Raw genomic sequence first — 13,137 nt, forward strand, 5'->3', positions numbered from 1 at the left:
CGAGAGGGGGGAGCTTCCCATGCTGGATAAAATCAAAGAGTTCGCTTCGTGGTTTTTCGTTACCGGCGACCCGCTCATTTACGGCGCGGATATCGCCATCGCCCTGACAACGGCAGCCATTATCTTTGTTTTAACGTATTTCAAAAAGTGGAAATGGCTCTGGCGGGAATGGCTCACCACGGTCGATCATAAACGCGTCGGGATCATGTACATCATCGCATCCCTGCTCATGCTGTTCCGCGGAGGGGTCGATGCGCTGCTCATGCGGACGCAGCTGGCGTTTCCGGATATGCAATTTTTGTCACCGGAGCACTATAACCAGGTATTCACCACACACGGCGTCATCATGATCCTGTTCATGGCGATGCCGCTCATGTTCGGCTTGTTCAACATCGCCGTACCGCTGCAAATCGGCGCGCGCGACGTCGCGTTTCCGTTTCTGAACTCACTCAGCTTCTGGCTGTTTTTCATGGGCGCGATGTTATTCAACATGTCGTTTGTCATCGGCGGTTCAGCGGATGCCGGTTGGCTGTCGTACCCGCCGCTGTCGGAAATGACGGGCAGTCCCGGCGTAGGGCAGGATTTCTATATTTGGGGCATTCAAATATCCGGTATCGGCTCCTTGATGACGGGCATCAACTTTATCGTCACGATCGTCAAAATGCGGGCTCCCGGCATGACCTGGTCGAAGATACCGATGTTCACCTGGTCGGTGCTGTCGAGCTGTATCACGATTATCATTGCGTTCCCGGTGCTGACGGTTACGCTGGCGCTGCTGTTCCTCGACCGCTATCTCGGGGCGCATTTCTTCACGATGGACGGCGGCGGCAACGCCATGATGTACGTCAACCTGATCTGGATGTGGGGCCACCCCGAAGTGTATATCGTCGTGCTGCCGGCATTCGGCATTTATTCCGAAATCGTATCGACGTTTTCGAAAAAACGGCTGTTCGGGTACGGCTCCATGGTGTTTGCGATGATGAGCATCAGCCTCATGTCGTATTTCACCTGGCTCCATCACTTCTTTACGATGGGCTCGGGAGCGAACGTCAACACGTTCTTCGCCATAACGACGATGATCATTGCGATCCCGACGGGCGTGAAAATTTTCAACTGGCTGTTCACCATGTACCGCGGCCGCCTTACGTTCAGCACGCCGATGCTTTGGTCGATCGCGTTCATTCCGTGTTTCGTCGTCGGCGGCATGACGGGAGTTATGCTTTCGGTAGCGCCGGCGGACTTCCAGTTCCATAACAGCTACTTCCTGATCGCGCACTTCCACCAGGTGCTGATCGGCGGCGTCGCCTTCGGTTATTTCGCGGGACTGTATTACTGGTGGCCGAAAATGTTCGGCTTCAAGCTGAACGAAACGCTCGGCAAATGGGCGTTCTGGATTTGGAACATCGGGTTCTATGTCTGCTTCATGCCGCAATATTTCGTCGGCCTTGACGGCATGACCCGCCGCGTCAGCACGTACAGCTGGGACACCGGCTGGTGGGGGCTCAACTTCACCTCGACGATCGGCGGCTTCCTGATGGGGATCGGCTTCTTGTTCCAGGTATGGCAGATCGCACACAGCATCAAGTTTATGGAAAAAGATACGACGGGCGATCCGTGGAACGGCCGCACGCTCGAATGGTCGATTCCTTCCCCGGCGCCGCTGTACAACTTCGCAACGACACCGCAGGTCACGGAGCGCGACGATTGGTGGGAAGAGAAGGAGCGCATCGCCGCAGGCAAAGCGCCGAAACCGCAGCCGGTTTTGGAGCCGATTCATATGCCGAAAAACTCGGCGATCCCGTTCATTCAGTCGGTTTGCTGGTTTGCGGTCGGCTTCGGCCTTGTATTTCACTGGCTGTGGATCGCGATTCCCGGATTGCTCGGGGTGGGCATAACGATGCTGGCGCATTCGTTTAATTACGATACGGACTATTATATCCCTGTGGATGAAATTATACGCACCGAAGAAGCGGCAAGGAGGTCTGTCTGATGGCACATGCAAGTCATATGCATTCGAATGCTGCCCATGAAGCCGGCCATGACGGCCATCATGACCTGGAGGAGCTTCGCAAATTCGGCTTTTGGATTTTTCTGATCACCGACTGTATTTTGTTTTCCGCGCTGTTCGCCACGTATCTCGTCCTTAAGGACAGCACGGCCGGAGGGCCCACGGGGAAAGAGATTTTTGAGATGCCCGGCGTCATCGCGGAAACGTTCATCCTGCTGACGAGCAGCTTCACCAGCGGTTTGGCGGTTCTCGCCATGAACGCAGGAAGCCGCAAGGGACTTATGGGATGGCTCGCCGTCACCGTTTTGCTCGGCGCCTGCTTTATCGGGCTGGAGATCACCGAATTCGTAAAGCTGGTGGAGGAAGGTCATAATATTTCGTCCAGCGCGTTTCTTTCGGCTTTCTTTACTCTTGTAGGCACCCACGGGCTTCACGTTACGCTCGGTTTGTTCTGGATCACGGCGCTGATCATCCAGCTTTCCCGCCACGGCATCACGCCGGTTACCCAACGCAAGGTGCATATTACGAGCTTGTACTGGCACTTTCTGGACGCGGTCTGGATTTTCGTGTTCACGATCGTCTATCTGATGGGGGTGATGTGAGATGGCGCAGCACGGCAGCACGCACGGCAGCCATTCCGGCCATGGCGGCGGGCATGGTTCGCTGAAGGAATATGTCATAGGGTTCGCCCTCTCCATTATTTTGACGATTATCCCGCTTCTGGTCGTCATGAACGGCTGGCTGCACGGAACGGCGGCGATCATCGTGTTACTCGGCACGGCGGCGCTCCAGTTCGCCGTCCAGCTCCTGTTTTTCATGCATCTGCGGGAAGAAAAGGGACCGCGTTACAACCTGATGACGCTCATTCTCGGATTGATCGTCGTCATCACGGTCGTCATCGGCTCCTTATGGATCATGGCGAACAATCCGATGTATTAAACGGGCGATATAGCCGGCTTCCGGAATTACCGGGGGTCGGCTTTTTTGTTGCTCAGGAAATGCATGACTAATTTTTGCGGATAATCGGGGGATTTGTTCCTTCGGGCCGATACCGGCGGATACGGACGGTCTCGCGGGCTGCCCCGCAGTAGCTTGTCTGTATATTTTCCATTACAATAATGGGATACAGATGCTCAAAGTGTGGTGAACTCATCTTGTTTAAGCTGCTTTTGATCGAAGACGACGCGACTCTGTTTCACGAGATCAAGGAACGTTTGTCCCAGTGGGCTTACGAGGTTCACGGGGTAACGGACTTTGCCAAGGTGCTCGAGCAGTTCATCTCGACGAAGCCGGATTTGGTCATTATCGATATTCAGCTGCCCAAATTCGACGGATTTCACTGGTGCCGCCAAATCCGCGCTCATTCCAACGTGCCGATCTTGTTTCTCTCCTCGCGCGACCACCCTTCGGATATGGTCATGTCCATGCAGCTCGGAGCCGACGATTTCATCCAGAAGCCGTTTCACTTCGATGTGCTGATCGCCAAAATCCAGGCCATTCTGCGGCGGGTCTATAACTACGGCGCCGAGCCGGTCAAGCTGAAGACATGGTGCGGGGCCGCGGTCGATTTTGAGAAAAATACGGTAACAAACGAAGCCGGATCGGTGGAGCTGACGAAAAACGAGCTTCATATTTTACGAATTTTGATCGAAAATAAAAACCGGATCGTCAGCCGGGAGGACATCATTACGAGCTTGTGGGACGATCAGCGTTTTGTCAGCGACAACACGCTGACGGTCAACGTAAACCGGCTGCGGAAGAAGCTGGACGAGCTTGGTCTCGGACGGTTTATCGAAACGAAGGTCGGACAAGGATACATAGCGGCGGAAGAGGCAGGGGATTCACATGATTAGAAAATATATCGCGGAGAGGCGCAGCTGGCTGCTGTTTTTCGCGTTTCTTCAGCTGCTCCTTTTGTTTATCGGTTATGTGGACGCCGCCCTTCCGTTCGAATCGATGCTTTATATCGTTTTTCTGTCGACGCTTGTCTTTCTGGGCTTTGCCGTCGCACGTTACCACCGGGAGACCCGATTTTACAAACTGCTGGAAAATGAAGAGCCGCCGGGCAGCGAAAGCGAAGTCGCCGCGCGCAGTCCCTTTGAACGCGTCGTGGCAGCCTGTCTGGAAGGCCAGGCGCAACGGCTCGGGCTGGCTGCCTCGCACAGCGAGACGCTGCTCGAACAGGAGAAGGATGAGCTGCTGTCGTGGATTCATGAGGTGAAGACGCCGCTGACGGCCATGCGTTTAATGATCGACAGGCTGGAAAACGAACCGCTCAAAGGACCGCTCACCTACGAATGGCTGCGCATCCATTTGCTTCTGGACCGGCAGCTACATCAGAGGCGTCTCCCTTTTTTGGAGAATGACTTGTACATGGAGCAGGTCGATTTGGCGCAATTGCTGCACATGGAGCTCAAGACGCTGCAGATCTGGTGCATTCAAAAAGGGATCGGCTTCGACGTGGAGCTCGAAGTGAAGGAAGTGCTCAGCGATGCGAAGTGGCTGGCGTTCATTTTGCGGCAGCTTCTGACGAACGCCGTGAAATACAGCGACGCTTCCTCGGATATTGCCGTAAGCAGCTGCGTTCAGGACGGGCATATGAAACTAGAGATAAAAGATTGCGGCCGCGGCATCGATCCGAAGGATTTGCCGCGTATTTTCGACAAAGGATTTACTTCCACGAATCATCATGCCGACGGGGCGGCGACCGGCATGGGGCTGTATTTGGCCAGGAAGGCTGCGGACAAGCTGCATATCCGAATCTCCGTCCGATCGGAGCCGGGAGCGGGGGCTGCTTTCACCCTTACGTTCCCAAAGCGCAACGATTTCGTGCAAATGACAGGCATGTGACGTTTTTGTCACATGCCCTTCTCGTTTTGTTAGGCCGATCGCAGGAAAAGATCGTCTGCCTTGCTTATAATAAACCCGACTAGAGAAAAAGGAGTGGACGAGATGCCGGGCATACTGGAGGCAGTCAAAATTCATAAAAGCTATGGAAATAAATTTAACAAGCAAGAGGTGCTGAAAGGTATCGACTTGACGATAACCGAAGGGGAATTCGTCAGCATTATGGGCGCATCGGGCTCGGGGAAAACGACCTTGCTGAATGTGCTTTCTTCCATCGACACCGTCAGCGGAGGGTCCATCCAAATTCGGGGAAACGAGATTACCGGACTGAAAGAAAAACAGCTGGCCGAATTTCGCAAAAGGCATTTGGGGTTTATTTTTCAGGAGTATCATTTGCTTGACACGTTAACGGTAAAGGAAAACGTCATGCTGCCGCTTTCCGTAGCCAAAGTGTCCAGGCAGGAAGCGGAGCGGAAATTCGAAACGGTGGCAACCGAGCTTGGCATTTATGAGGTGCGGGACAAATATCCGAACGAGATTTCCGGCGGCCAGAAGCAGCGCGCTTCCGCCGCCCGTGCATTCATCCATGAGCCCAGCATCATCTTCGCCGACGAGCCGACCGGTGCGCTCGATTCCAAGTCGGCGTCCGATTTGCTGAACAAGCTGAGCGGCCTGAATCAGCAGCGGAGAGCGACAATCGTCATGGTGACGCACGATCCGGTCGCCGCAAGCTACAGCGGCAGGGTCGTTTTTATCAAGGACGGGCAAATCTACACGCAGCTGTACCGGGGGCAGGAAACGCGGCGAACGTTTTTTCAGGATATTATGAAAACGCAGGGCGTTTTGGGCGGGGTGCAGGATGAGCATTAAGCAGCTGATTTTTCAAAATATAAGATCCAATCTGAAGCATTATTATTTATACGCATTTGCTCTCATCTTCAGCGCCGCGCTGTACTTCGCTTTCGTCACGCTGCAGTACGACCCGGCATTGGACGAGACGAAGGGGAGCGTCAAAGGCGGGGCCTCCGTCCGGGCCGCATCCGTTCTGCTTGTGGCGATCGTGGCGGTTTTCAATCTGTACGCTAGCCGCATTTTCATCAAGCGGCGAAGCAAGGAAATCGGCCTGCTGCAGCTTATAGGGATGACCAAACATACGATCTTCCGCATTTTAGGAGCCGAAAATTTCGTGCTTTATTTCGGTTCGCTTGCGGTCGGAACGTTCATCGGTTTTTCCGCATCCAAGCTGATCCTGATGATATTATTCAAAATTACCGGTGTGGGTGCCATAGCTACCCTGCATTTCTCATCCCGGGCGTTTATTCAAACGGTGCTTGTGTTTACGGCCATCTACCTGCTCGTCATGCTGGTAAATTACGCCTTCATCAAGCGGCAGAGCATTTTGGCGCTGTTTCAATTCCGTGCAAAAACGGAGGACAAGGTAAGCCGGATGTCGTTTCCCGAAGCGATGATGGGAGTGGCCGGGCTGGCGATGATCTTGCTTGGCTACTATGTATCCTCAAGGCTGTTCGGCGGCGATTTTACGACGATGACGGAGCTTTTCGGCGCAATGGTATTTATATTGGCTTTTGTCATCATCGGTACTTATTTGTTTTATAAAGGATCGGTCCGCCTCATCTTCCATCTGATCCGCAAAAGGAAAAACGGCTATTTAAACGTGCGGGAGGTGCTTTCGCTCTCCTCGGTCATGTTCCGGATGAAGTCGAACGCGCTGCTGCTGACCGTCATTACGACCGTATCCGCACTGGCCATCGGCCTGCTGTCGCTCAGCTACATCGCGTATTATTCCGCGGAAAAAACCGCCGAGCAGTCGGTGCCCGCCGATTTCTCCATAAACGACTCCGCGGATGCGGAAAGGTTTGCCGCGGCGTTGGATGCCCGGCATATAGGGCATCGTGAAACCCGGATCGAGGTGCTGCAGGCACACGCCGATTTGAGCGATATTATCGATGTGGATTTCGAGGGAGATAAGCTGGATCCGGGCACAATGACGCTTTCCGTGGTCGCCGATACGTCGACGAATGTCGGGGATTTGAACGAAGGCGAGGCTTATCTCTCCGGATATAACGATCTTATGCAGAAATTCATGCCGCTGAAGCCTTCCGGAAACATCAAGCTGGCCGGACAACATGAAACGATGGCGTTCACCTATTTGGAACTGAAAAAGGATTATATTCTTTCCGCGTACTTTACGAACGGCGGGCTCCCGGTGGCGGTTGTGGACGCGAACGTATTCGAGCGGCTGAAGCGGGATGCCGACGCCTCCCTGCAAAAGAAGTCGTCCGAATATATCGGGATCGACATCGACGATGAAACGAAAATCGGCCAGGCTAACGACGTTTTCCACGAATTGAATTTGGCAGCCGGCAAATTTTTCGCTTCCCGCCTGGACGTGAGCAGCCAACAGAAAAAGATGATGGGACTGATCATGTTTATCGTCGGGTTCCTCGGTCTAACCTTCCTGATCACGTCCGGCTGTATTTTATATTTCAAGCAGATGGATGAAAGTGGGGACGAAAAGCCGTCTTATACGATCTTAAGAAAGCTGGGCTTTACCCAAAGCGATTTGATCCAAGGAATTCAGGCCAAGCAGCTGCTGAGCTTCGGCATCCCTTTGGCGGTCGGCCTCGTTCACAGCTACTTTGCGGTTCAATCGGGCTGGTTTTTGTTCGGAACGGAGCTGTGGACGCCGATGACCGTGATTATGGCGCTTTACACGGCACTGTACTCGATCTTCGGCATCTTGTCCGTGCTGCATTACAAGAAGGTGATTCGGGAATCGCTGCTGACGTAATTGTAAAGATAGCTATCCAAATATAATGATAAGTCCGCGCTATTGCCAGCACCGGTGAAGCTCCGTTACAATAGAGCTGTGAATGGAACTATTTGGCGATTATTCCGTTTGGGAGGATGAGGCTGTGTTTAAAAAGCTGGCGGCAGATGCGTTGGGATTAAGCGATATCGGTAAAGTCATCGAGAGGAAAGACTTCGACAAAGTCGATGCCGACGATTATGTCATGCATGAAGACGGGGAGAAAATTTACTTCATCATCAAATCGAAGAAAGACGAGTATTGCTTTACCAATCTGGCTTTCATCCATCTTGACGGGGAGAGCGCCATCAGCAGCAAGCGCATCCTGAAGCGTTACAGCTACTCCTCCCATGAAATTTCGAAGGTCTACCTGGAAACCGCAGGGACGGTTGATTTGGACGTTGAGATTAAGTTTCATATTGGCGACGTAAGCTTCTCCATAGACGTGAATAAAAGGCAAATTGAGCAGATTAAAGATTTGTATAAAGCATTAATCAAGATTTCGGAAATTGTTGCGACTAACGACCGCCTTTACGAATATGCCATCGAAAGCGTACAAATAGCCAAGGAGAGCATCGGCCGTACTTCCGCCCAGGGCGCTTCCGCCGCGGAGCAATTCAACGCTATCAACGAAGCCGCATACAATTGGATGAAGGCCAAACACGCCGAGCATAAGATTAAAGACTTTGGTTTCGTATTCGACAAATATATCAATCTGTAAGGAGCAAGATAAACTCCCTGAGAAAATGGGAGAGCAACCGCAGGCTGCCGGCTATTCGGCGGCCTGTTGCTGTATTTGGCAGAAAATATAATGATCATAGCAATCGAAAAGAAACGTAAAATCAATCCTTTTGATAAAATGAAAATAAATGAGTCACCTTATAAGCAAAAGGAGGAAACGTTTATGAAGCCGCTGATCCAACAAATTACCCCGCACCTGTGGTTCGACAAGGAGGCCAAAGAAGCAGCGGAGTATTATTGCTCCGTGTTCCCGGATTCCCGAATCTCGAGCGCGACGACTTTGCACGAAACGCCATCGGGGGATTGCGACGTTGTTTCGTTCACTGTCTTCGGACATCCTTTTATGTCCATCTCCGCCGGGCCGCTTTTTAAGTTCAATCCTTCCGTATCGTTTATGGTAAATTTCGACCCGTCCCGGGAACAGGACGCGAGAGCCAAATTGGACGAGGTGTGGAATAAGTTGTCCGATGGCGGAACCCCTCTTATGCCGCTGGACAAGTACCCGTTCAGCGAACGGTTTGGCTGGATCCAGGACAAGTATGGAGTCTCATGGCAGCTCATGCTGACGAATCCGGAGGGAGAGCGGCGGCCTGCAATTGTACCTTTCCTGATGTTCGTGGGTAATAACTGCGGCAAGGCGGAGGAAGCCCGCGAATTTTATCTTTCGGTTTTCCGAAATTCCAAGCCTGGCACTCTCTTCCGGTATGGGTCCGGTCAAGAGCCGGACAAAGAGGGAACGGTTATGTTCACCGACTTCATGCTGGAGAATACATGGTTTGCGGCAATGGACAGCGCGCATGAACACTTGTTTAACTTCAACGAGGCGATTTCTCTCATGGTCGTTTGCGAGACGCAGGAGGAGATTGACCATTACTGGGAAAAGCTCTCCGCTGTACCCGAAGCCGAACAGTGCGGCTGGCTCAAGGACCGGTACGGACTCTCGTGGCAGATCGTTCCTGCCGCAATGGACGAGATGATGGCCAAAGGCACGCCGGAACAGCGCGATCGCGTCACGAAGGCGTTCTTGGAGATGAAGAAGTTTAACATTGCGGAATTGCAAAAAGCATACGAAGGATAAGAGTCTTATATAATGGCGAAAATAGAGCTTCTGATTAGAGGCTCTATTTTTTTGCCGTATATGAAATTATGCGCAGCTCATTTTTGGGGGTACCGGGTGCTCTCCAAAGGTACCAGGAATAAGCCAGAAAGTTTCACTTCACTTTTGTTCCGCTTATTGCCGGACTTGCCATTCGCTGGATTGCCGAAAAATCGGCTCGAACGGAAGCAAAATCTTGACCGGCAGAGGAAACGGAGATTGAATGCACTGCAGCATCGTTTTCGCCGCGACAATGCCGATCTCGAACGTGGGAATATGAATTGTCGACAAAGGCGGCACGGTGTAACGGGAAGGCTCGTTGTCGTCAAAACCGACGACGGCGAAGTCCTGCGGCATGCGGTAACCTTTCTCTGCGATGGCACGCATGGCGGCCATCGCCATAATATCGCTTGCGGCGAATACGGCGGTCGGCAGCCGGCCGGAATGATCGTCCAAATATTTAAGCATGAGCCGGTATGCGTTATCCGGTTCCCATTCCGCATTCAGGACATGCTTCGGATTCACGGACAATCCGGCCTGCTCCAGCGCCGTTTTGTAGCCGCGATATCTTTTCTCACGGTCGAAATCGCCGGACAAGCCTGTGCCTCCAATAAACAGGATATCGCGATGCCCTTGGTCAAGGAGGTGCTTCACCGCGATGCGCGCAGCCTCGACACGGTCGTAAGAAATCGTAGAGATGCCGGGGTCCGATACGTCAATGCCGACGATGAGTTTGATATGTTTTTTTAGATGACTATAAATCTTCGCATCGATACCCTCGATCACAATCATGCCTTCAATATTGTTTTCTTCTGTAATTTGACGCAAAATTTCCGGATTTTTCAAATTTTCTTGTGTATAAGTGAAAGCAAGTTTGTATCCGTTGTGCGACAGTTCTTTCTCGATTCCATCGAGTATGACGGAAAAGTACGGGTGATAGTGCCGGTTCTGCATCGTCGAGACGATACATCCGACCTCTTTGGCAGCCGTTTGGGATTCATGGGCGACCGGCTTAATATGGTAGCCCAAGTCGCGCGCGGTGTCCCAAATCTTTTGCTTGGTCTCGCTGTTGACGGCACGGTTGGACTCGTTTGCAAGCACGCGGGACACGGTGGAGATGGAGACGCCGACACGTTCGGCGATATCTTTCAATGTGGGCATATCATGACCTGCCTTTTTTAGAGTTACGTTTTTTTGCGGCAAATTCTCATTCTCTATGTTATGTAAAAATAGCGCCGAGGTCAATGATCGGAAAAACTTGCATTAATTTTGTTGAAATTTGCGGCAAAAAATCAGTTGACTGATACGTATGTATGCGTTATATTTTTTGTAAATAAAGGGAAAATGTCCTCGCTATAAAAGCGAAAGGGGAAATGTCCATGCGATTTTCGAGATGTTTTTCAGTTTTTTCACTTTTTTGCATTGTTTTTGCAACAAGCGGGTGTTCAGGCGGCTCCGATCCTGCTTCGACGGATCCGGGCAAAGTCAAGCTTGTCTTCTGGAGTCATCAGGAGGATTCCTTTATTGGCGCTTATAAGAAAATGATTGAAGATTACCAGTCTTCTCACCCCAACGTTCAGATCGAATATCAGTCTTTTCCTTATGAAGTGTATAACCAGAAGTTGAAGGCCTCCTTCTCCGCGCAAACACCTCCCGATATTGCCGAGATGTTCGGAACCTGGGTTCCCGAATACGCCAAAAACGGCTTGCTCGCAGAACTGCCGGACGACGAAGCGCTGCGCAAAGAGTATTATGATGCTCCGCTGGGCGGGTATACGCTGAACAACAAGCTGTTCGGCTTGCCGTTGGAGTACAATATTGAGAACGGTGGGATGCTGATTCATCCGCAGATGCTGAAGGATAAAGGGATCGCCGGTCCGCCGGCAACATGGGCCGAGCTCGTGGACGCGGCAAAGAAATTAACCGTTCGCGATAACAACGGGATTAAGATCAAAGGGTTTGATTTTGTTTCCGGCGATAACATTACGTTTACGTTTCTCTCTTTCATATTGCAGCAAAAAGGCAAGATCTGGGACGGGGGCAACCACGTCAATTTCCAAACGTCCGAAGCGGTGAAAGCGATGACTGCGTTGAAGAGCCTGGTGGTTGACGATAAAGTGACGGATTTGACCGCCTTCGGCGGCGAGCTTGATACGTCGGATTATTTTTTTCGCGGCAATTCCGCTATGACATACCGCGGACCTTGGACCATCGCAGCGGGGCTCAGCAACTACAACGCTAAAGATTTCGAATACGTGCCCGTACCGTCGTTCACCTCCGAAAAGCCGTATTTCGCTGCAGAATCGGGATGGGGAGCGGTTGTGGCTCAAAAGAGCAAGGCGCAGAAAGAGGCGCTTGACTTTATTCAATTCATGAGTTCCAAAGAAAAACTTCGCGCTTTCAATCTGAGCACCTTTACGGTGCCGTCAAAGAAAGAGGTGGCCTCCGATCCCGAATTCCTCAAAGAAAATCCGCACATGAAAACATCTCTCGGCGTGCTGCAGTACGGTCAATGGATCGGACCGATAGCGGATCGCGATTTCTTCTTCAAACAGATCAACGATCATTTTCAACTGATGGTGACCGGTCAGGTAACGGTTGAAGAAGGGCTAAGGAAAATCGAGAAAGCGATTAACGATAATCAGGATCAACATAAGTGATCGGAGTGCAGGAGATGCCCAATAGTACGATAGCCAGCCGAAGCAAACAAACGTCCGCAGCCCAAACGGGGCCTGCACAATACCGGAGCGAAAGGCGTTTTGTATTCGTTTCGCTTACCCCGGTACTGCTCTTATTCGGAGTATTCGCCTTTCTCCCGATTGCGTGGAGTTTGATTCTGTCCGTGTATACATACAGCCCTCTAAGCGGTCATGCCGTCTTTGTTGGCGCTGGTAATTATGTCCGAATGCTGGGTGATGCGGTATTTCTGAAGTCGCTTTGGGTTACATGCAAATTTGTCGTTATTACGGTTGCCGTCAACATCATCATCACGCTGCTGATCGCGATGGCGATTCAACGGGTCCGGTCGCGCTCGCTGAAGGATTTGTTTCGTACCATGTTTTTCCTTCCGACGATCGCTCCGCTGGCAGGCACATCCATCGTTTGGAGCACGATGTTTCATTACCGGGACGGTTTGTTCAACATGATGCTGGCCAAGATGGATATCGCCCCCGTCCAGTGGCTGAGCGATCCGCATTATGCGCTGCTGTCCGTCATTATGATGACGCTGTGGGCGGATATCGGCTACAACATCGTGCTGTTCATGGCGGGACTGGATTCCATTCCGGATATGTACTACGAGGCCGCTTATCTGGACGGGGCAAGCCGCTGGCATATGTTCCGCCACATAACGTGGCCGCTCCTCGGAAGAACGACACTGTTCGTTACCGTGACGACCGTCATTTCGTACTTCCAGGCATTTCCCCAATTCCAGATTATGACCAAAGGGGAGCCCTACAACGAGACAAGGGTGCTTGCTCTGCACATTTACGATCAGGCTTTCTCCAACTCGAATATGGGCTATGCTTCGGCGATGGCTGCCGTATTCCTCGTTATCATTTTATTTATTACCTGGCTGCAACTGAAGTGGGGCCGCACGCAGTGGGAATATTGACA

Annotated in this window: 12 protein-coding genes; 11 read left to right on the forward strand and 1 reads right to left on the reverse strand. The window is 51.8% G+C overall.

Annotated elements, in window-relative coordinates; genetic code table 11:
- Positions 1-19 precede the first annotated feature (19 nt).
- The 9 genes from MYS68_RS01460 to MYS68_RS01500 all read left to right on the forward strand — a co-directional run bounded on the left by MYS68_RS01460 (position 20) and on the right by MYS68_RS01500 (position 9,504).
- Complete coding sequence (locus tag MYS68_RS01460) at positions 20-1,990, forward strand: cbb3-type cytochrome c oxidase subunit I (RefSeq protein ID WP_248924115.1); 1,971 nt, start codon at positions 20-22, stop codon at positions 1,988-1,990.
- A complete protein-coding gene (gene cyoC, locus MYS68_RS01465; RefSeq protein WP_248924116.1) occupies positions 1,990-2,610 on the forward strand; it encodes a cytochrome o ubiquinol oxidase subunit III in 621 nt (206 codons plus the stop codon). Before MYS68_RS01460 ends, cyoC begins: the two co-directional genes overlap by 1 nt.
- 1 nt (position 2,611) lies before the next feature.
- On the forward strand, positions 2,612-2,947 hold the full coding sequence (gene cyoD / locus MYS68_RS01470; RefSeq protein ID WP_248924117.1) for a cytochrome o ubiquinol oxidase subunit IV: 336 nt from the start codon (positions 2,612-2,614) through the stop codon (positions 2,945-2,947).
- A gap of 215 nt (positions 2,948-3,162) precedes the next feature.
- Positions 3,163-3,861: a response regulator transcription factor gene (locus MYS68_RS01475; RefSeq protein ID WP_248924118.1), complete on the forward strand. Its 699-nt coding sequence runs from the start codon at positions 3,163-3,165 to the stop codon at positions 3,859-3,861.
- On the forward strand, positions 3,854-4,858 hold the full coding sequence (locus MYS68_RS01480; RefSeq protein ID WP_248924119.1) for a sensor histidine kinase: 1,005 nt from the start codon (positions 3,854-3,856) through the stop codon (positions 4,856-4,858). Before MYS68_RS01475 ends, MYS68_RS01480 begins: the two co-directional genes overlap by 8 nt.
- A 102-nt stretch (positions 4,859-4,960) precedes the next feature.
- Positions 4,961-5,725: an ABC transporter ATP-binding protein gene (locus MYS68_RS01485; protein WP_248924120.1), complete on the forward strand. Its 765-nt coding sequence runs from the start codon at positions 4,961-4,963 to the stop codon at positions 5,723-5,725.
- A complete protein-coding gene (locus tag MYS68_RS01490) occupies positions 5,715-7,667 on the forward strand; it encodes an FtsX-like permease family protein (protein WP_248924121.1) in 1,953 nt (650 codons plus the stop codon). The genes MYS68_RS01485 and MYS68_RS01490 overlap by 11 nt, the downstream gene beginning before the upstream one ends.
- 124 nt (positions 7,668-7,791) lie before the next feature.
- Positions 7,792-8,406 (forward strand): PH domain-containing protein, encoded by a 615-nt coding sequence (locus MYS68_RS01495; RefSeq protein ID WP_248924122.1) that lies wholly within the window; start codon positions 7,792-7,794, stop codon positions 8,404-8,406.
- A gap of 183 nt (positions 8,407-8,589) precedes the next feature.
- Positions 8,590-9,504: a VOC family protein gene (locus MYS68_RS01500; protein WP_248924123.1), complete on the forward strand. Its 915-nt coding sequence runs from the start codon at positions 8,590-8,592 to the stop codon at positions 9,502-9,504.
- A 153-nt stretch (positions 9,505-9,657) separates the two neighbouring features.
- On the opposite strand, the gene MYS68_RS01505 is transcribed toward MYS68_RS01500, so the two are convergent.
- The gene (locus MYS68_RS01505; RefSeq protein ID WP_248924124.1) at positions 9,658-10,683 is read right to left on the reverse strand and encodes a LacI family DNA-binding transcriptional regulator; all 1,026 of its coding nucleotides are present in this window, start codon (positions 10,681-10,683) and stop codon (positions 9,658-9,660) included.
- A 218-nt stretch (positions 10,684-10,901) separates the two neighbouring features.
- On the opposite strand from MYS68_RS01505, the gene MYS68_RS01510 reads away from it, so the two are divergent.
- Together MYS68_RS01510 and MYS68_RS01515 are read left to right on the forward strand one after the other, a co-directional pair.
- Complete coding sequence (locus MYS68_RS01510) at positions 10,902-12,182, forward strand: ABC transporter substrate-binding protein (protein ID WP_275983410.1); 1,281 nt, start codon at positions 10,902-10,904, stop codon at positions 12,180-12,182.
- 14 nt (positions 12,183-12,196) lie between these two features.
- Positions 12,197-13,135, forward strand: a complete 939-nt coding sequence (locus MYS68_RS01515; protein WP_248924126.1) for a carbohydrate ABC transporter permease — start codon at positions 12,197-12,199, stop codon at positions 13,133-13,135.
- Positions 13,136-13,137: the final 2 nt, after the last annotated feature.

Origin of the sequence: Paenibacillus hamazuiensis (assembly GCF_023276405.1) — a bacterium.
Taxonomy (GTDB): Bacteria; Bacillota; Bacilli; order Paenibacillales; family NBRC-103111; genus Paenibacillus_AF; species Paenibacillus_AF hamazuiensis.